This is a genomic window from Streptomyces sp. WM4235 (genome assembly GCF_001279725.1).
Lineage (GTDB): Bacteria > Actinomycetota > Actinomycetes > Streptomycetales > Streptomycetaceae > Streptomyces.
Map to the genome: position 1 here is coordinate 11,526 of NZ_LGDE01000136.1, position 19,019 is coordinate 30,544.

Here is a 19,019-nt window from a genome sequence, read left to right on the forward strand (position 1 = left end):
GGGTCGACGACGCCGCACCCGGCCGCTCCACACCGCGGGAGCCCGGGTGCGGTCAGGGGCGCAGGTCGGGGGCACCGGTCAGCACGTCCCGACCCGTCCCGACCTGACCGGCGAAGGCGTGCGAAAAGCTCCGGTAGACGCTCCGGGGAGGCGCTGTCGTCGCCGACCTCCATCACGGGGCGGGCTCCTGTACCGACACGGACACGGATACCGATACCGACACCGGGACGGAGACGCGGCTGCCCGAGAAGCAACGCCCTCGGCGCACACCGGCGGGGGACGGCCGGCGAACGGCACCAAGGGGAACGCACAAAGGGGCGGGTCGGCGCCGTAGCGCCGACCCGCCCCACCCTGCCCCTCGGCCGCCGCGATCCGCGGCCCGCGTCTCAGACGAGCAGCCGCTCCGGGGGCCCGGTCAGTTCGTGGCCCAGCATCGAGCGGAGTTCCCCGTAGGCGCGCGTGTCGCCGGCCAGGACGCCACCGAGGAGGGTGCGGCCGTCCGGGCCGAGGACCAACTTGGCGTAGGTGGCGGCCGTGTGGTCCTCCCGTACGAAGGACAGCGCGCCCTCGACCCGGGCGTGGACGTCGCCGAACCCGGCCACGTCCACGCCGAACACCTTCAGCTTCGCCGAGGTGTCGGCGCCCGGGAAGGGCTCGGACGCCCTGCCGGTCAGTTGCGCGGCCACGCTCTCGGCCATCAGGTAGCCGGGGGCGACCAGGCCGTGGCAGCGGCCCAGGACGGCCGCGCACTCTCCGACCGCCCAGATCCGGGGGTCCTCGGTACGGCAGTGGGCGTCCACCAGGAAACCGCCCCGCTCCCCGCGCGGAAGCCCGGCCGGCTCGGCCAGTTCGTCGCGCGGGCGGACCCCCGCCGAGAACACCACGCAACGGGCGGGCAGCACGTCACCGTCGGCCAGCGTCACCCCGCGGACCCACCCGTCGGGGCCCGCGTCCACGGACGCCACGCCGCGGCCGCAGTGCACGCTCATGCCGAGCCGGCCCACCAGGCGGGCCAGCACCGCGCCCCCGCCCTCGTCGAGTTGGAGCGGCATCAGGTGCGGGGCCACCTCCACCACATGGGGTCGCATTCCCAGCGAACGCAGGGCCTGCGCCGCCTCCAGCCCCAGCAGCCCGCCGCCGATCACCACGCCGGCGGCGCCCGGTTCGGCGGCCGCGCGCAGGGCGTCGAGGTCCGCGAGGGTCCGGTAGGTGAAGCAGCCCGGCAGGGTGTGACCGGGGATCGGCGGCACGAACGGCTTCGACCCGGTGGCCAGCACGAGCGCGTCGTACCGCACGTGCGAGCCGTCCGCGAAGGTCGCCGTACGGGTCGCCCGCTCGATCGCGACGACCGGAACCCCGAGCCGCAGTTCGACCCGGGGGTCCTCCAGGACCTCGGGGCCGGTCAGCGTCAGGTCCCGGGCGCTCCGCCCGTCCAGGTACGAGGAGAGCGCCACCCGGTCGTAGGCGGCGCGGGGTTCCTCGGCCGCGACGACGATCCGCCACGACGCGAACCGCTCGTCCGCCCGCAGGAGTTCGAGGAGCCGGTGGCCGACCATGCCGTGGCCGGCGAGGACCAGGGTCCCGCTCACGGGCGGTGCCCCCCTTCCGCGGATCGGGCGAGTTCGGCGCAGAGCCGGCCCACCGCCGGGACACAGGTCCCGCAGCCCGTGGTGGCCCGGGTCGCGGCGGCGAGCTCGGGCAGGGCGCGGGCACCGCCGTCCCAGGCCTGCCGAAGGGCCCCCCGGGTCACGTTGTTGCACTGGCAGACCACGGCCGTGTCCGGCAGCGCGCCCGAGGCCGCGTACCCGCCGGCGGAACCGATCAGCAGGGCCAGCCGGTCGCTCGGCACCGGGAGGTCCCGCGCGTACAGCCGGCCCACGGCGGCGACGGCCTGCGGGAACCCCGCGACGATCCCGGACCGGATCCGGCCGTCGCGCAGCCGCAGTCGGGCGTGGCGCCCGCCGCCCGGATCGGACAGCGACACGGTTTCCTCGCCGGGGGCCGGTTCCCGGTCCGGAGCGGGTTCCCCGCCCTGGCCGACGACCGTCAGTTCCAGTCCCCGGATCCCGGGGCGCAGCACGCGTCGCGTCGGCCGGTACGGCCTGTCCGAGCCGGTCAGGATGCTTGCGAGGGCGTCCGCCTGTTCCCACGCCGACGTCAGGGAGTCCCCGGCGGCGCCCGCGTGTTCGGCGCAGTCCCCGATGGCGTGGATCCGCGGATCGCCGGTGCGCAGCCGGTCGTCCACCACGATCCCGCGCCGCACCTCCAGCCCCGCCGCCCGGGCCACCGCGGTCTCCGGGACGCTGCCCGCGCACGCCAGCACGGTGGCCGCCGCGAGCAGCCGGCCGTCGTCCAGCACGGCCTTGCCGTGCTCGGCGCCGGCCACCCGGCGGCCGAGTTCCAAGGCCACGCCGGCCTCCTCCAGGGTCCGCGCCAGTACCGCCGAGGCAGGCCCGTCGAGGTCGCGGTGGGCGAGCCGCGGCCCGGAGTGCACCAACGTCACCTCGTGCCCGGCGCCGCTCAGCGCGGCGGCGGCGCCCGCCCCGCGCAGCCCGCCCCCGGCGATCACCACCGGCCCCTCCGGGGGCGGTTCGGCGTCGGCGAGGGTGCCCAGTCGGCGCACGGCGGGGGAGTCGAAGCCGGGGGACCGCGGGCGCGCCCCGGTGGCCAGCACCAGGACCTCGTACCCGTACCCGGTCCCGTCGGCGGTACGGACCTCGCGTCGGGCACGGTCGATGCCGGTCACGACGGCCGCCCGGCGCACCCGCGCGTTCCCCGGCGGCGCGGCCAGCTCCAGGGCGCGGCCGGGCAGGGTGCCGTCCAGGACCGACAGCAGCAGGGCCCGGTTGTAGGCGGCGTGCGGCTCGGCTGCCAGGACGGTCACCGGACCCCGGTGCCCGAGCCGGTGCAGGGAGGCGCAGAGGCGGTGGGCGGCCGGGCCGTGGCCGACGACGACGATCCCGCTCACGAGGACTCCGACCAGGGTTCGACGCGGACGGCGGCCAACTTGAACTCCGGCATGCCGCTGACCGGGTCCAGGGCGGGCCCGGTCATCAGGTTGGCCCGGCCCGCGCCGGGGAAGTGGAACGGCACGAACACGGTGTCGGCGCGCAGGCTCTCCACCAGCCGGACCCGGGCCACCACCGCCCCGTGCGCGGAGACGACCCGGGCGTGAGCGCCGTCGGTCAGTCCGAAGCGCCCGGCCGTGTCCGGGTGGACCTCGACGAACACCTCCGGTGCGACGGCCATCAGTTCGGGTACCCGGCGGGTCTGCGCCCCCGACTGGTAGTGGGCCAGGACCCGGCCCGTCGTCGCGAGGAGCGGCCGCCCGGCGTCCGGGACCTCCGCGGATTCCCGGTCCTCCACCGGGGCGAACCGGGCCCGCCCGTCCGGGTGCGCGAAGCGGTCCAGGAACATCCGGGGCGTACCGGGATGCCGGGCGCCGCCGTCGTCCGCCGGGCAGGGCCAGTACAACTCCTCGCCCGCGTCGAGCCGTTCCCAGCTGATCCCCGCGTAGTCGGCGCGGCCCCCGGCGGAGGCCCGGCGCAGCTCCTCGAAGACCGTGCGCGGCGCCGTCGGGAACCGTTCGGGAGGCTGCCCCAGTCGCGTCGCGAGCCCGTGCAGCACGTCGAGGTCGGTCCGTACCCCGGGCGGCGGGGCCAGGACCGGGCGGCGGCGCACCACCCGCCCCTCCAGATTGGTCAGGGTGCCCTCCTCCTCGGCCCACTGGGTGACGGGCAGCACCACGTCGGCCAGGGCCGCCGTCTCGGACGGCACGAAATCGGCGACGACCAGCAGGTCCAGGGCGGCCAGCCGGCGCGACACGTGCGCCGCGTTCGGGGCGGACACCGCCGGATTGGAGCCGAAGACCAGCAGGGCCTTGGGTCCGCCGGGCGTGCCGAGGGAGTCGAGCAGTTGGTAGGCGCCGGTGCCCGGGCCGGGCAGGGTGTCGGGCTCCACGCCCCAGACGCCCGCCACGTGGGCGCGCGCCGCCGGGTCGGTGATCATCCGGTACCCGGGGAGCTGGTCGGCCTTCTGGCCGTGCTCGCGTCCGCCCTGCCCGTTGCCCTGGCCGGTCAGGCAGCCGTACCCGCTGCCCGGGGTGCCCGGCAGGCCCAGCGCGAGCGACAGGTTGACGAACGCGGACACCGTGTCGGTGCCCTTGCTGTGCTGTTCGGCGCCGCGCCCGGTGAGCACGTACCGGCGGTCCGCCCCGGCGAGCATCCGCACGGCCTCGCGCATGTCCGCGACCGGTACGCCGGTGATCCCCTCCACCCGCTCGGGCCACCAGGCCACGGCCCGCCGCCAGGCCTCGTCGAAGCCGGTGGTGCGCTCGGCCACGTACGCCTCGTCGAGCAGGCCTTCCGTGACGGCGAGGTGGAACAGGCCCAGGGCCAGCGCCAGATCGGTGCCCGGCACGGGCTGGAGGTGCAGCGCGGCCAGTTCCGCCGTACGGGTGCGGCGCGGGTCGATCACGACGAGGCGCGCCCGGTTCAAGTGCCGCATCAACGGCGGCATCGTCTCGGCGGGGTTGGCGCCGGCCAGCAGGATGACCTGCGCACGCCCGAGGTCCGCGACGGGGAACGGCAGACCCCGGTCGAGCCCGAAGGCCGCGTTCCCGGCGGCGGCGGCCGACGACATGCAGAAGCGGCCGTTGTAGTCGATCCTGCTGGTGCCGAGCGCCACCCGCGCGAACTTGCCGAGCAGATAGGCCTTCTCGTTGGTCAGTCCGCCGCTGCCGAACACCCCGACGGCGTCCGCGCCGTGCTCCCCGCGCAGCCGTGCCAGCCGACCGGCGACCAGGTCGAGCGCCGAGTCCCAGTCGGTGGGGGCCAGTCGCCCGTCGGGGCCGCGCACCAGCGGGGTCCGCAGCCGGTCGGGCGCCCGGAGCACCGCGGGGGCCGTCCAGCCCTTCTGGCACAGGCCGCCCCCGGCGGGGTCGGCCGGCCGGACGGCGACCGCGTCGCCCTCGTCGCGCAGCACGGTCGGGCACTGGAGGGCGCAGTACGCGCAGTGCGTGGCGGCCTCGGGCGCCGCGACCAGGTCAGCGGGCACGGGCCGGCCTCGGCTCGCGCGATGGGGCGGGTCCCTGGGCGACCCGCCGCCCGGGACGCAGGTACACCGCCCAGGTGAGCAGCACGCAGAGCGCGTAGTAGCCGAGGAAGCAGGCGAACGCCGTGGTGCCGCTGCCCTGTGGCCCCTGGTAGGAGGCGCGGAACGCCAGGTTGATCGCCACCCCGCCGAGCGCGCCGACCGCGCCCGCGATCCCGATGGCGGCGCCCGAGATCCGACGGGCCCGGGCGAAGGCCTGCCGGGCCTCGCCGCCCGAGGTGATGGTGGCCTCCGCCTCGGCGGCGGCCGCGGCCGGGATCAGCTTGTACGTGGAGCCGTTGCCGAGCCCGCTGAGCACGAAGACCAGGGTGAAGGCCGCGACGAACGCCCCGAAGGACCCGGCCCGCGAGGCCAGCAGCAGCCCCGCCGTTCCCAGGGCCAGCGCCAGGAACGCCCACAGGGTGACGCGCGCCCCGCCCCAGCGGTCGGCGAGCTTCCCGCCGAGCGGCCGTGACACCGAGCCGAGCAGCGGGCCGATGAACGTGTACGAGGCCGCTTCGAGCGGCGTCGAGCCGAACTCGTTCTGCAACACCAGCCCGAAGGCGAACCCGTAGCCGATGAAGGAACCGAACGTGCCGATGTACAGGAAGGAGATGAACCAGGTGTGGCGGCTCGCGGCGGCCTCGCGCAGCGCCCCGGGCCGGGCCCGGACCGCGTCGACGTTGTCCATCTTCAGGGCCGCGAGCAGCGCGGAGAGCACGATCAGCGGGAGATAGACGGCGGCCACGTACGACGGGTGGGTGTCCCCGGCCGTGGCGATCACCAGCAGGCCCAGCAACTGCACCACGGCCACGCCGAGGTTGCCGCCGCCGGCGTTCACCCCCAGGGCCCAGCCCTGGCGGTTCTGCGGGAAGAAGGTGGTGATGTTGGTCATCGAGGAGGCGAAGTTGGCGCCGCCCACCCCGGCCGTGGCGCCGATGACCAGGAACACCCACAGCGGGGTCCCCGGGCGCTGCACGAAGACGAACGCGAGCAGCGCCGGCACCAGCAGCACGGCCGAGGCGAACACCGTCCAGTTGCGACCGCCGAACCGGGTCACCGCCCAGCTGTACGGCAGCCGCAACACGGCGCCCACCAGGGTCGGCACCACGACGAGCAGGAACTTCTCACCGGGGGTGAACCCGAGGCCGATCTCCGGCGACATGAACAGCACGAGCACCGACCACATGCTCCACACCGAGAACCCGATGTGCTCGGACAGCACGGACAGTGCCAGGTTGCGGCGCGCGATCCGCTTCCCGGTGCGCTCCCAGTACTGCTCGTCCTCCGGGTTCCAGCCTTCGATCCACCGCCCGGCGGCGGGCCTGGTCTTCATGTCTCTCCTCTCTGGGGCCCGGTCCGCCTCTCGGCGACACCGGGCCCGACGGGGTGCCGCTCAGGCCGCTCGGGGCGCCTCGGGCCCGCTCAGGGCCGCTTGGGGGCGCGTTCCACCAGGGCGCGTTCCACCAGGGCGCGTGCCGCGCCCGTGTACCCGGCCGGATCGCACAGGCCCGCCAGCGCCGCCGGCCCCAGGACGCCCGCCAGCTCGGGAGCCTCGGCGAGGACGTCCGCCAGGGGACGTCCCTCGGCGCCGGCCGTCGCCGTGGCCTCGTTCAACAGCGTGCGGGCCGCGGCCTTCCCGAGCCGTGGGGCGAGCACGGCCACGATCCGCTCCGAGACCACCGCGCTGCCGGTGAGGTCCAGGTTGGCGCGCATCCGCTCCGACCTGACCTCCAGCCCCTCGGCCAGTTCCACGGCCGTGTGCGAGGCGCCGCCCACCAGCCGCAGGCACTCCCGCAGCAGCAACCACTCGGCGTGCCAGGCGCCCGCGGACCGCTCGTCCTCCGACACCAGACAGGCCGTCAACGCGCCCGCCAGGGCCGGGACCTGGAGGGCCGCGCTGCGGATCAGCGTGGACAGCACCGGATTGCGCTTGTGGGGCATCGCGGAGGAACTCCCCCGCCCGGCGCCGCCCGGTTCGGCGAGTTCGCCGACCTCGGTCCGGGCCATGCCCTGCACGTCCACGGCGATCTTCCCGAGCGCCCCCGCCGTGAAGGCGAGCGCCGCCGCCAGGTCGGCGAGCGGCGTGCGCAGGCTGTGCCACGGCAACGCCGGCCGGGCCAGGCCCGTCTCGGCGGCGTACGCGGCGACCAGCCGGTCGTGGAAGACCCCCGGGTCCAGCACGTCCTCGGAGCCCTCGGGGCCGTCGAGGCCGGCGTACTCGACGTACCCGGCCAGGGTTCCCGCCGCGCCGCCCAGCGAGACGGGCAGCCCCTCCTCCTGGACCCGCGCGAGCCTCTCCCGGGCCTCGCGCACCAGCTGGAGCCAGCCCGCCGCCTTCAACCCGAACGTCGTCGGCACGGCGTGCAGCGCCATCGTCCGACCGGCGATCAGCGTGTCCCGGTGCTCCCCGGCCAGCGCGGCCAGGGCCGTCGCGGTACGCGTCAGGTCCTCCCGCACGAGCGTCAGCGCGCGGTGCGCCACCAGCATCGCCCCGGTGTCGAAGATGTCCTGGCTGGTGGAGCCGCGGTGGACGTACTCGGCGGCCTCCGGGGAGTCCGCCGCGACCACCGCGGTCAGCGCCCGCACCAGGCCCACGACCGGGTTGGCCGTCTCCCGGGCCGCGACGGCCAGCTCGCGCAGGTCCAGCCGCTCCGCCCGGGCCGCGTCGGTGATGGCGTCGGCGGCCTGCCAGGGCAGGGTGCCCAGCCGGGCCTGGGCCCGGGCCAGTGCCGCCTCGGCGTCCAACATGGCCTGGAGCCAGGCGGGATCCCCGGTCACCGCCTCGACGGGGGTGCCGGCGCGGACCGGTGAGAGCAGGCCCGCGTCGGGCGCCGTCGCGGGAGCCGGCTCGACCTCGGCCGCGGGAGGGGGCGCGGCCGGCTCGACCAGGCGCAGACCGCCGGGCATCAGACGATCACTCCGGTGAGGTCGGTGCCGGCGTCCACCGGGCCCAGCCCGGCCGGCACGTGCGCGACCGCGGGCAGGTCCAGTACCGCGCGGGCGATGGCGTCGGAGTCCCCGAGCGTCACCGAGTCCACGCCCGGACGGATGCCCGCCGCGGTCACCCAGTGCACCGATTCGGTGGGCACCCCGTACGCGAACCGTCGCGGATGCGCGCGGCCCCGCGCGTCGAGCATGTGGAACGGTCGCTCGGTCACCGCGAGCCCGCCCGTCTCGTACGTGGTGCCCTGCGCGGCGTCGATCCGGTAGGTGGCGGCCTGGTCGGTGTCCAGGAGGTGGCGCAGCAACGGGTCGGCCGTGCGCCGCAGATCGGGCTCCGGCAGGCGGGCCTCGATCAGCGCGGTCGCGCGGATCGCCGGACCGGGAACCACCGAGGACTCGGCCACGTACAGCTGCGCGGTGGTGTCGATGCGGACCTGCACCCCGGGGCCGAGGATGGTCAGGACCCCCGCCTCGATCAGGGCGCCCATCTCCTCGATGCGGGAGGCCGGCGGGCCGATGGACAGGAACGCGTTGAGCGGCGTGTACCAGCCCTCCAGGTCGTCGCGGTGCGAGGTGCCCTCCAGCCCGCCGTGGTCGACCGCCAGCCGGATCTCGTTGCGCAGGTCGCGCAGCAGGTCCAGGGCGGCCTTCACGGGGCCGCTGACGTTCCCCTGCTTGGCCGCGACCACGTCGCGGGCCAGGTACTCCAACAGCCAGGCGGTGAAATCGGCGCGGCCGGTGAACACCCGGTCGCCGTAGGGACGGGAGAGGCCCTCCCAGTCCCACCGGTCGGCCTCCTCGATGCCGTGCGCCGTCAGCAGTGGCGCGGGATCGGCGTCCGGCTCCAGCGCCAGGTACTGCTCCACGAACGGCTCGCGTTCGGCGTCCCGGCCGCGCTGCGTGAGCAGGGTGCCGTAGTAGACGCTCTCCACCTCGCGGGCGATCAGCGGCCACAGGTCGGCGCTGAAGCTGACCGGCCGGCCGTCCCGCGCGTCCTCCTTGAGCGCCGCGATGAACTCGGCGGTCAGCAGCCGCGGGTAGTAACGCCCGTGCGCGCCCTTCTCGTTCTCGCCGCGCGCGTGGTAGGGGATGCCGCGCCGCGAGAACGCGTACAGCCGGGGCTCCTGCCCGGACGGGCGGTACACGAGCTTGTCGCCCTCCCGCTCGAAGGCCCCGCCGCGGCCCGCCGTCAGCAGCGCCATGTGGTCGAAGAAGTTCAGGCCCAGACCGCGCAACAGCACGTTCTGGCCGGCCTCGATGCCGCTGAGGTCCAGGTCCGCCGGGTTCGAGGGCGTGAGGTAGGTGAGGTGGTGGATCCGGGCCAGGCTGGCCGTCCGGGCCTCCCGGCTGGTGAGCCGGGCCGGCACGTGCCCCTGCGCCATCACGATGGCGTCGAGCGCGTTCAGCCGGACGCCGTTCTCCAACCGCACGCCCTGCGGTCCACCGGGCACCCCGTGGGTGTCGGCCATGGCCACCGCCCGCGTCCGGTGCACGTGCACCGTGACGTGGCCGGGCGCGCTCTCGACGACCCGGCGGAAGCAGTCGCCCAGGTAGGTGCCGTAGAAGGCGCGCGTGGGGTACGTGTTCGGACCCATCCGGCGGGCCTCGGCCAGCGTGGCCTCGTCGTGGCTGTCACGGTCCCCGAGCAGGGCCAGGCCCTGCGCCCACTCGTACAGGCTCGGACCCGGCTCGATGGGCCCGTCGATGCGGACGCTGTGGTCCGTGAAGACGGTGATCTGCGAGGCGACGGTGTTCATCAGCAGGTGCCGGGACTGGGCCGCGCGCCACACCGTTCCGGCGCCGGGCGCGGAGGGGTCCACGACGTGCACCACGACGCCCTCGCGCGAAGGCGCGGTCCGCTCGGCGGCGATCAGCCGCTCCAGGACGGACAGGCCGCGCGGTCCGGCGCCGATGACGGCGAGCTCTACTCGGCTCTTCTTCATTGCGGAACTCCCATTCCTACGGTGCGCGGACGACTAGTTGGCGGTGCTCGTGGACTCGCCGGCGCCGAGCAGCCGGGCCAGCTCCAGGCGCTTGATCTTCGTGGTCGCGGTCTGCGGGAGGTCCTCCAGCCGCCACTGCACGGGCTCCGCCAGCGGCGGCAGCCCGACCACGGCCGACTGCCAGGCGGCCAGGTCCAGCGGCTTGTCGTCCCGGGTGCTGACCACGGGGACGGCGGTGCCGTCGGGGCCGGGGATGATGATGACCTCGACGAGCTCGGGGACGCGGGTGAACAGCTTGTCCTCGATCTCCAGGGTGCTCTTGACGCCCGGGATCTCGTCCACCTCGCGGTCCAGCAGGTGCAGACAGCCCCACTTGGTGCGGTAGCCGACGTCGCCCATGCGCCACCAGCCGTCGTTGACCTGCTTCTCCCAGCGCTGGTGCTCGCCGAGGTAGCTGATGATCCGGCCGTCGCTGCGGACCTCGATCCAGCCCGGGTTGTCCTTGTCCGGCGGGTTGCCGTCGCGGCTGACGACCCGTACCCCCGTCATCCCGGGGAACGGCACGCCCACGCACCGGCCGTTGAAGTCGGCGCCGTCCTTGAGGGAGTACGTGCGGGCCGCGATCGGACCGACCTCGCTCTGGCCGTAGGCCTGCGCGAACCGGCGGTTCTTCCGCCCGGAGGCCTGGAGCAGCCGGTTCACCGTCCGGGGGTGGATCGCGTCGAAGGTGCTGGAGAAGTACTTCACGTTGGCCAGCGGCCGGCGCGGGTCCTCGGCCAACACCTCCCAGCGCAGGAAGGTGTTGGGGTGCGCCTCGATGAACCCCGGCGGCACCTGGCTGAACAGGTCTCCCACCGTCTCCGGGTCGTCGTCGCGCAACACGATCAGCGGATGGCCCTGGAGCACGGCGATGGGCATCGCGGTGAACATCCGCGAGTGGACGAACGAGACGTGCACGGCGATCGGTTCGCTGCGCCGCACGGCCGTCGACACCACGGTGGCCTGCGGCCGGTAGCGCGCCTGGAAGCTGGTGCCGGTGTGCACGGCGAGCTTCGGCGTGCCGGTCGTGCCCGAGGTGTGCGTGATCAGGGTGGGATGGTCGGCGGGCATGGCGACCGCCGGCACCCGCGGTGCCCCGGCGAGCGCGGCGAACGCGGTCGCGCCCTCGTACGCCCCGGAGGCGAGCAGCACCTCCCGGGAGAGGGCCATGACCTCGGCGGGCAGCGAGTGCTCCAGCTTCTCCTGGTCGGTGACCAGGAACGGCCGGCCCACGCGCCGCAGCAGCTCGGCGACGGTCGCCCCGTCCAACTTCGGCGACAGCAGCACCGGGACGGCCCCGATGCGGGCGATGGCGCAGGCCAGCAGGGTGATGTCGAACCCGTCCCCCTTGTGCACCACCACGTGGTCACCGGGGCGGACCTGGACCGACCACAGCCGGGAGGCCAGCTCCGCCACCAGTTCGGCGACCTCCGTCAGGGTGGCCCTGCGGCTCAGCTCGGGGGCGATGTCGAGATCGTGGTCGAGGATCACGAAATTGCCGGGGTGTCGGGCGGCCGCTCGATCGAACAGCGTGCCGAGCCGAATTCCCTTGTTGTTTATGCGCTGGAGGAACATGCGTCACTCTCTCGTCCGTGAATTGCCGATGCCGGTCTGAATTCAGGCCTTTTCGATGACGTCCTTGATGCGGGAGAGAGTGGCGTCGAGATCCTGCACCAACTTCGCCGTCCAGTCGTCGACGAACTTCCGGCGCCCCGCCTCGTCCAGATCCGCGACGATCTTGTGGATTCCGGCGGTCGCCTTTCCCATCCGGAAGTGGTGGGTGAGCACGGAACCCGATCCGTCGGCCTTCACGTCGAAGCCCCAGACGCTCTCCTGGTCCTCCTGGGCGTGCGTGAGCATCATCCAGCGGAACGTCCGGCCCGGCTCGGCCGCCGTGACCCGGGCCTCGGTGTACCAGGTGCCGCGGACCAGCGGGGCCCAGGCGACGACCTGCTCGCTGCGCAGGTTCTCGCCCCGGAAGATCGAACCGACCGCGGAGGGCTCTCCCGAGATCCATTCGCCGCCCATGCATTCCGGGCTCCATTCGGCACTGCGCGGCAGGTCGCTGACCACCGCGTACACCTCCTCGGGCGTGGCGTTCACCGAAATGTCGGCGCGGAGTTCAAACAGCGGGGAGGTTTCGATGATGTTCGTCATGGTTGAAATCCTGTCTTTGTCGGGGCGGCCGGTCAACGGCCGAAATTGCTATCCGTCAGGTCGATGACGCCATGCGTCCATGAATTCGGGAATGCGTCAGGAAACGCGCAGGACGAGCTTTCCGCGGACCTTTCCCTCGTCGAGCCGACGGTGCGCCGTGCCCGCCTCGCTCAGCGGCAGCACCTCGGTCGCGTGCGGCTTCAGCAGCCCGTCGGCCAGCAACCGGTTGATGTTCGCGGCGGCGTCCGCCAGTTCGTGCGTACGGGCGTGGGAGATGGCGAAGCCGAGCACCGAGCGGTCCTGGAGGTACAGGGCGCCGGCCGGCAACACCGGACGCGTCCGCAGTCCGGCGAGGACGACCACCCGGCCTCGGGAGGCGAGCAACTCCACCGCCGTCTCCAGGTCGTTGCGGCCCGAGGTGTCCACGTACAGGTCCACGCCGTCCGGGGCCGCCGCCCGGATCAGGGCCGGCACGTCCTCCTCGCGGTAGTCGACGAAGTGCCGGGCGCCCAGCGAGCGCACGTACGCGGCGTCGCGCCCGGCGGCCACGGCCACCACCCGGGCGCCCGCCTGGGCGGCCATCACCACCGCCGCGCTCCCCACGTTCCCGGCGGCGCCGAGGACGAGGACCGTCTCGCCGGCCCGGACCCGACCGTGCGTGAACAGGGCGAGGTGCGCCGTCGCCGCCGGATGGGCCAGCGCCACCGCGTGCACCGGGTCCACCCCCGCCGGCAGGTGGTACAGCCGGTCCGCCGGCACGGCCACCCGTTCGGCGGCGGCGCCCTGCCGGCCCGCGTGACCGAGGCTGTTGCACCACACCCGGTCACCCGCCGCGAAGCCGGGCGCACCGGGACCGGCGGAGACCACCGTTCCCACGAGGTCCCGTCCCACGACGAAGGGGAACGGCACCGGGGTTCGCCAGGCGCCCGAACGCACGAAGGTGTCCACGTGGTTGACGGCGGTGACCTCGACGTCGACCAGCACGTCACCCGAACCGGGAACGGGCGGCGGCAGTTCGCCGTGACGGATGGAATCGGGGGGACCGAGTTCTTCTATGTAGGCAGCACGCATGGCTCGGATTCTGGTGCGGTTCCGGGGCTCCCGGGCCGCCGGAGGCGATCACCGCCCGAGGTCCGTCACCTCCCCGTCCCCGGTGTGTCACCTCGGCGCCCCCGGACGACGAATCGCACCACCGAGGTCCGTCAAGTCCCCGTCCCGCACGTCAAGTCCGGGCCCGGAACGTCAAGTCGGACGAGGCCGCCGCTCCATCGGCCGCCCGGCCGCCATCCCTACGATGCCGGTCATGACCACGACCCCGCCGCGCACCGCGGCACTCCACGAGGTGCCGATCGGCGATCCGCGCGTCACCACCGACGTCGGCCCGCTCATCCGGGCCCTGCGACCCGCGCTCGACGAGCAGGCCTTCGCGGCCTTCGCGACCGAAGCCCAGGCACAGGGGCTGGTGTTCACCGCCGCCTACGACGAGGCCGGCCACTGCCTCGGCGTGGCGGCCCACCGTGTCCTCGCCACCAGCCGCGGTCGGATCCTGTTCGTCGACGACCTGGTCACCGATCCGGACCGGCGCTCGGGCGGGACCGGTGCGCTGCTGCTGGCCGCCCTGAAGTCCCGGGCCCGGGAGGAGGGATGCGTCCGCGTGGAACTGGACTCCGGGGTGACCAACCAGGGCGCCCACCGCTTCTACCACCGCCACGGCCTGACCATCGGCGCCCTGCACTTCGCCGTCGAGGTCTGAGACCCGCCTCCGCCGCACCCGACCGCGGCCTCTCGACGACGGGGCCTCGCCCGCGCCTTGCCGGTTCTTGGTCACGCCCTGTCCGGCGGCCGGGACGCTGGCGACATGACCACGCACGCCCCCTCGTCGACCCGCCCCGTCCTCCCGGAGCCGGCCGCCCTCACCCGTGTCCGCACCCTGCTGGCCACCCTGAGCCGGGACCACGCGAGCGCCCGGTGGGCGCCGACCGCGCTGGAGGCCCGCATCGGCGAACTCCTGCTCACCGCCTCGGCGGGCGACGGCGCACTCACCGCGCCCCGCCTGCGGGCAGCCCTCGCGGAGGGATCGATGAGCTTCCTCGCGGACAACGGGGGCCGGCTCGCCCTGCTCCTCGGCGCCGTGCTGGAGCTGCTGATCTCCCCGGGGCCGGCCGACCCCGGAGCGGCCGGCCCCGCCGCGCCCGAGGACCCGTACGACGCGGAGCACACCCGGCAGGCGGCGGCACACGCCCGAGAGGCGGTCGGACACGTCCACGAGACGGCGGCACACGCCCGAGAGGCGGTCAACGCCGTGGACGCGGTACACGCCCTCCTCGACCGGATCACCCGGGACCCGGGCCTTCGGGCCGACGGCGCGGGGGGCTAGCGCGATGCCGGACATCCTCGTCGTCGGCGGCGGCTTCGCCGGGGTCTGGGCGGCCGCGTCCGCCGTCCGCGCCCTCCGGGAGGCGGGCGCCCCCCACCACTCGGTCACCCTGGTCACCCCGGGGAACGACCTGGTGCTCAGGCCCCGGCTCCACGAGGCCGACCCGCACACCATGAGGGTCCCGCTCGACCGCGTCCTCGGCCCGATCGGGGTGGGGCGCGTCGCCGCGACCGTGACGGGAATCGACACCGTCGGGCGACGTGTCACCACCGCGGACACGGCCGGCCAAGAACTCGTCCTGCCCTACCGCCGGTTGATCCTGGCGTGCGGAAGCCGTCTGGTGCGGCCCGAGCTGCCCGGCGCCGACCTGCTCTTCGACGTCGACGACATCGACTCCGCCACCGCCCTGGACACCCACCTGCACGGCCTGCCGGGCGAGCCCGTCGCACCGGGCCGCTTCACCGCCCTCGTCGTCGGCTCGGGCTTCACCGGCCTGGAGACCGCGACCGAACTCGTCGGCCGGCTCCGCGTGATCGCCGCACCCCACGGCGCCACCGCCGAGGTGCGGGTGGTCCTCGTGGAACGGGCCCCGGTACTCGCCCCCGGCCTCGGCCCCGGCCCCCGACCGGTGATCGTCGAGGCGCTGGAGCGGCTCGGCGTCGAAACCCGCCCGGCCACCACCCTGGAACGGGTGACCCCCGCCGGCGCCACCCTCTCGGACGGCGCCGTGCTGCCCACGCGCACCGTCGTGTGGACCGGCGGGGTCGTCGCGGCCCCGCTCACCGCGCTGGTCCCCGGCGCCCGCGACCCGATCGGACGCCTGGAGGTGGACGAGTTCCTCCGCGTCCCCGGCGCACCCGGGGTGTACGCGGCGGGGGACACCGCCGCCGCCCGGGCGGACCCTGACCACCTCGTGCTGCCGAGCTGCCAGTACGCCATCCCGCTCGGCAAACACGCCGGGCACAACGCCGCCGCGAGCCTGATCGGCCGGACGCCCGCACCGTTCCGCCCGGCTCCCCACGTCACCACCCTCGACCTGGGCGAGGCCGGCGCGGTGTCCACCACCGGCTGGGAGCGAACCGTACGGCTGACCGGCGCGGAGGCCAAGACCCTCAAGCGGACCCTCACCGCGCAGTGGATCCGCCCCCCGCTGGACGACGCCGACGAACTGCTGCGCCAGGCGGACCCCGCCTTCCGCACCCGCCGCACCACACCCGCCTGACCCATACCCACCCGACCCACCGCACCGACCCGACCCACCGCACCGACCCGACCCACCACGCCCGTCCCGATCCACCACACCCACCTCACCGTGCCCACCGGGGGAGCCATCCGCATGATCAGCAGACGCACACTCATGAGAGCCGGCGCCGCGACCGGGGCCGCCGGCCTCCTCGCCTCCGGCACCGCCTTCGGGACCGCGGCCCTCGCCAGCGACCGCAGCGCCCCGTTCGCCCGCCTGCGCGAACGGCTGACCGGCCGACTGGTCCTGCCCCAGGACCCCACGTACGACCTGGCCAAACAGCTCCAGATGGCCCGCTACGACGCGATCCGCCCCCAGGCCGTCGCCTACTGTGCCAACAGCGCCGACGTGGCCCACTGCGTCCGCTTCGCACAGGACCACGGGCTCCACGCCGCCGTCCGCAGCGGCGGCCACAGCCAGGCCGGCTACTCGACCACCACCGGACTCGTCATCGATGTCTCCCGGCTGAGCAGCATCCGTCCCGGCCGCGACACCGTCCGCCTCGGCCCCGGCAGCCAGGGCGTCGACATCCTCAACACCCTGGCCCCCCTCGGCATCCAGCTCGGCTCCGGCACCTGCCCCACCGTGGCGATCGGGGGCTGGGTGCAGGGCGGCGGCCTCGGACTGACGGCGCGCGCCTTCGGCATGGGCAGCGACCGGCTCGTCTCCGCGCGCGTCGTCCTCGCCGACGGCTCGGTGGTCGACACCTCCGCCGCCGAGCACCCGGACCTGTACTGGGCCCTGCGCGGCGGCGGCGGAGGCAACTTCGGGGTGGTCACCGACCTGGAACTGCGCCCCGTCGACGCGCCCTCGATGACCGTCTACACCCTCACCTACGACGGGGCCCACGCCGCCGACGTCCTGCTCGCCTGGCAGGACTGGATGGCCGACGCGCCGCGCGAACTCGCCTCCGAGCTGTTCGTCATCCTCCCCGCGGACTCACCCGAGGGCACCGCCCCCACCGTCGTCGTCTCCGGCGCCCACGTCGGCGCCCTGGCCGCCGCGGACCGACACCTCGACCGGCTGATCGCCTCGGCGGGCCGCCCGACCACGAGCCGCGAGGCCGCTCAGCTCCCGTACCAGCAGGCCATGATGAAGGTGTACGGCTGCGCCGACGCCACCGTCGAGGAATGCCACCGGATCGGCTACTCCCCGAGGGCCACGCTGCCCCGGGAGAGCTACGCCACCTACCGCAACGTGTACTTCGACCGGCGCTGGCCCCCGGCGACCGCCCAGGCCGCCCTCGCCGTCCTCCAGAGCGATCCGCGGCCGGGCCAGTTCCGCTTCCTGGGCCTGTTCTCGTACGGCGGCCGGATCAACGAGGTCGCCCCCGGCGCCACCGCGTTCGTCCACCGCGACGTGCTCTTCGAGGCGGGCTTCCAGGTCGGCCTCCCCGTCGGCGACCCCGCCGCGCAGGACCGCGAACGCGCCCAGGCCTGGGTCGACGGCGGCTACGCCACGCTGTACCCGCGCTCCAGCCGCCGTTCGTACCAGAACTACATGGACCCGGCGCTCACGAACTGGCGGGAGGCCTACTACGGCCGCAACTACGCCCGGCTGCGGAGCGTCAAGCGCGCCTACGACCCGCACCGCTTCTTCCGCTTCGCCCAGGCCGTCGACTGACGGCGCCCCACCCCGGCCCGACCGGCCCACCGGCACCGCCGCCCACCTCGCGCGGCGGTGCCGGGTGCGTGAGGATGCGTACATGGCCCAGGACGGCACGGCCGGCGGACCGGCGAGCGACATCCCGGAGGCGGGGCTCAAAGCCAACGCGATCGGCTTCCTCGACGCGCTCGTCATCGGCCTCAACTCCACCTCGCCCGCCTACTCGCTGGCCGCCGTCATCGGGCCGATCGTGGCACTGGCGGGGATCTACGCACCCGGCGTGATGCTGGCGTCCTTCGTCCCCATGCTGCTGATCGCCGCCGCCTTCTACTACCTCAACAAGGTCGACCAGGACTGCGGGACCACCTTCTCGTGGGTCACCCGGGCCATGGGCCCGTGGGCCGGCTGGCTGGGCGGCTGGGCGATCGCCATGACCGGCGTGCTGGTCATCGGCTCCCTCGCCGACGTGGCCGTCCACTTCGGTCTGCTCGCCGCCGGCCTCGACGACTGGGCGACCGACCCCGTGATCCGACAGACCCTCACCGTCGTGGTGATCCTCGCCATGACGGCCGTCTGCGTCATCGGAACGGAGATGTCGGCGCGCCTCCAGGACGTGCTCATCATCGCCCAGGTCTTCTTCCTGCTGACCTTCGCGGTGGTCGCCCTCTACCGCGTCTACGCCGGCACCAGCACCCTCGACTCGATCGAACCGAGCATCGACTGGCTCAACCCGTTCGGCGCCGGCGGCGCCGCCCTCACCGGCGGACTGCTGCTCGGCGTCTTCATCTACTGGGGTTGGGAATCCGCGGTGAACCTCACCGAGGAGGTCGAGAACTCCGCCACCGCGCCCGGCAAGGCGGGCATCTGGTCCACCGTGGTGCTGCTGGTGACCTACCTGTCCGTGGGCTTCGCCGTCGTCGCCTACGCCGGAACCGCCTTCCTCGCCGAGAACGCGGGCGAGGAGGAGGCCGTCTTCGCGGTCCTCGCCCACGAGGTCATGGGCGGCCTGGACTGGGTGGTCCTCCTCGCCGTCTGCACCTCGGCCCTCGCCTCCACCCAGACCACGATCATCCCCGCCTCCCGCACCGCCCTGTCCATGGCCCGCCGCCACGCACTGCCTCCGGGGCTCGCCCACATCCACCCGCGGTTCCGCACCCCGGACGTCAGCACCTGGTGGGTCGCCGGCATCGCCATCGCCTGGTACCTCGTCGTCAACCAGATCAGCGAGAACGCCCTGCTCGACTCCCTCACGGCGCTGTCCCTGCTCATCGCCTTCTACTACGCGCTCACCGGCCTGGCCTGCGTGATCTACTACCGGCGCCACCTGACGGAGAGCCTGCACAACTTCCTGCTCATCGGTCTGGGCCCGCTGGTCGGCGCCGCACTGCTGTCCTGGCTGCTCGTGGAGTCGGTCGGCGACATGGCGAACCCGGCCAACTCGGCCGGCGGCGTCTCCTGGTTCGGACTGGGACCGCCGCTGGTCATCGGGATCGGGATCGCCGTCGTCGGCGTCCTCGTCATGTGCTTCTGGCGGCTCCGGGACGGCCGGTTCTGGCAGGAGCGACGCGGCGTCGCCGACCCCGCGCTCGTCCACGCCGAACAGCACTGAGGCGGGAGG

Annotated in this window: 14 protein-coding genes; 5 read left to right on the forward strand and 9 right to left on the reverse strand. The window is 74.3% G+C overall.

Features of this window, described 5'->3' with window-relative positions; translation table 11 throughout:
- Positions 1–386: 386 nt before the first annotated feature.
- From ADK55_RS12920 to ADK55_RS12960, 9 genes are all read right to left on the reverse strand, one after another.
- Entirely contained in the window at positions 387–1,589 is a 1,203-nt protein-coding gene (locus ADK55_RS12920) for an FAD-dependent oxidoreductase (RefSeq protein ID WP_053678198.1), read from the reverse strand.
- Positions 1,586–2,968: an FAD-dependent oxidoreductase gene (locus tag ADK55_RS12925; RefSeq protein ID WP_053678199.1), complete on the reverse strand. Its 1,383-nt coding sequence runs from the start codon at positions 2,966–2,968 to the stop codon at positions 1,586–1,588. The genes ADK55_RS12920 and ADK55_RS12925 overlap by 4 nt, the downstream gene beginning before the upstream one ends.
- Positions 2,965–5,055 (reverse strand): molybdopterin oxidoreductase family protein, encoded by a 2,091-nt coding sequence (locus ADK55_RS12930; RefSeq protein WP_053678202.1) that lies wholly within the window; start codon positions 5,053–5,055, stop codon positions 2,965–2,967. The genes ADK55_RS12925 and ADK55_RS12930 overlap by 4 nt, the downstream gene beginning before the upstream one ends.
- A complete protein-coding gene (locus ADK55_RS12935) occupies positions 5,045–6,427 on the reverse strand; it encodes a nitrate/nitrite transporter (RefSeq protein ID WP_053678204.1) in 1,383 nt (460 codons plus the stop codon). The genes ADK55_RS12930 and ADK55_RS12935 overlap by 11 nt, the downstream gene beginning before the upstream one ends.
- Positions 6,428–6,516: 89 nt before the next feature.
- Positions 6,517–8,001, reverse strand: coding sequence for a 3-carboxy-cis,cis-muconate cycloisomerase (pcaB, locus tag ADK55_RS12940; protein ID WP_053678206.1), 1,485 nt, complete (start codon positions 7,999–8,001; stop codon positions 6,517–6,519).
- Positions 8,001–9,980 (reverse strand): FAD/NAD(P)-binding protein, encoded by a 1,980-nt coding sequence (locus ADK55_RS12945; RefSeq protein WP_053678208.1) that lies wholly within the window; start codon positions 9,978–9,980, stop codon positions 8,001–8,003. The genes pcaB and ADK55_RS12945 overlap by 1 nt, the downstream gene beginning before the upstream one ends.
- A 33-nt stretch (positions 9,981–10,013) precedes the next feature.
- Positions 10,014–11,594, reverse strand: coding sequence for a class I adenylate-forming enzyme family protein (locus ADK55_RS12950; RefSeq protein ID WP_053678210.1), 1,581 nt, complete (start codon positions 11,592–11,594; stop codon positions 10,014–10,016).
- A gap of 42 nt (positions 11,595–11,636) precedes the next feature.
- Complete coding sequence (locus ADK55_RS12955) at positions 11,637–12,176, reverse strand: SRPBCC family protein (RefSeq protein WP_053678212.1); 540 nt, start codon at positions 12,174–12,176, stop codon at positions 11,637–11,639.
- Between the two features lie 96 nt (positions 12,177–12,272).
- Positions 12,273–13,247 carry an NADPH:quinone reductase gene (locus tag ADK55_RS12960; RefSeq protein ID WP_053678214.1) on the reverse strand — a complete coding sequence of 325 codons (975 nt, stop codon included), beginning with the start codon at positions 13,245–13,247 and terminating at the stop codon, positions 12,273–12,275.
- 232 nt (positions 13,248–13,479) lie between these two features.
- Here ADK55_RS12960 and ADK55_RS12965 point away from each other — a divergent pair, with 232 nt between their 5' ends.
- The 5 genes from ADK55_RS12965 to ADK55_RS12985 all read left to right on the forward strand — a co-directional run bounded on the left by ADK55_RS12965 (position 13,480) and on the right by ADK55_RS12985 (position 19,010).
- Positions 13,480–13,929: a GNAT family N-acetyltransferase gene (locus ADK55_RS12965; RefSeq protein ID WP_053678216.1), complete on the forward strand. Its 450-nt coding sequence runs from the start codon at positions 13,480–13,482 to the stop codon at positions 13,927–13,929.
- Positions 13,930–14,034: 105 nt separating this feature from the next.
- Positions 14,035–14,553, forward strand: coding sequence for a hypothetical protein (locus ADK55_RS12970; protein ID WP_053678218.1), 519 nt, complete (start codon positions 14,035–14,037; stop codon positions 14,551–14,553).
- 4 nt (positions 14,554–14,557) lie between these two features.
- Positions 14,558–15,775, forward strand: coding sequence for an NAD(P)/FAD-dependent oxidoreductase (locus ADK55_RS12975; protein WP_053678220.1), 1,218 nt, complete (start codon positions 14,558–14,560; stop codon positions 15,773–15,775).
- 114 nt (positions 15,776–15,889) lie between these two features.
- Positions 15,890–17,419 (forward strand): FAD-binding oxidoreductase, encoded by a 1,530-nt coding sequence (locus ADK55_RS12980; protein WP_063839527.1) that lies wholly within the window; start codon positions 15,890–15,892, stop codon positions 17,417–17,419.
- An 82-nt stretch (positions 17,420–17,501) separates the two neighbouring features.
- Positions 17,502–19,010, forward strand: coding sequence for an APC family permease (locus ADK55_RS12985; protein ID WP_053678224.1), 1,509 nt, complete (start codon positions 17,502–17,504; stop codon positions 19,008–19,010).
- Positions 19,011–19,019: the final 9 nt, after the last annotated feature.

What these genes read in the sequence shown, in the direction of transcription:
- ADK55_RS12985 (WP_053678224.1), top strand. Translation starts at nt 17,502, where the DNA reads ATGGCCCAGGACGGCACGGCCGGCGGACCGGCGAGCGACATCCCGGAG.
- ADK55_RS12945 (WP_053678208.1), bottom strand. Translation starts at nt 9,980, where the DNA reads ATGAAGAAGAGCCGAGTAGAGCTCGCCGTCATCGGCGCCGGACCGCGC.
- ADK55_RS12965 (WP_053678216.1), top strand. Translation starts at nt 13,480, where the DNA reads ATGACCACGACCCCGCCGCGCACCGCGGCACTCCACGAGGTGCCGATC.
- ADK55_RS12980 (WP_063839527.1), top strand. Translation starts at nt 15,890, where the DNA reads ATGATCAGCAGACGCACACTCATGAGAGCCGGCGCCGCGACCGGGGCC.
- pcaB (WP_053678206.1), bottom strand. Translation starts at nt 8,001, where the DNA reads ATGCCCGGCGGTCTGCGCCTGGTCGAGCCGGCCGCGCCCCCTCCCGCG.
- ADK55_RS12960 (WP_053678214.1), bottom strand. Translation starts at nt 13,247, where the DNA reads ATGCGTGCTGCCTACATAGAAGAACTCGGTCCCCCCGATTCCATCCGT.
- ADK55_RS12955 (WP_053678212.1), bottom strand. Translation starts at nt 12,176, where the DNA reads ATGACGAACATCATCGAAACCTCCCCGCTGTTTGAACTCCGCGCCGAC.
- ADK55_RS12950 (WP_053678210.1), bottom strand. Translation starts at nt 11,594, where the DNA reads ATGTTCCTCCAGCGCATAAACAACAAGGGAATTCGGCTCGGCACGCTG.
- ADK55_RS12935 (WP_053678204.1), bottom strand. Translation starts at nt 6,427, where the DNA reads ATGAAGACCAGGCCCGCCGCCGGGCGGTGGATCGAAGGCTGGAACCCG.
- ADK55_RS12970 (WP_053678218.1), top strand. Translation starts at nt 14,035, where the DNA reads ATGACCACGCACGCCCCCTCGTCGACCCGCCCCGTCCTCCCGGAGCCG.
- ADK55_RS12975 (WP_053678220.1), top strand. Translation starts at nt 14,558, where the DNA reads ATGCCGGACATCCTCGTCGTCGGCGGCGGCTTCGCCGGGGTCTGGGCG.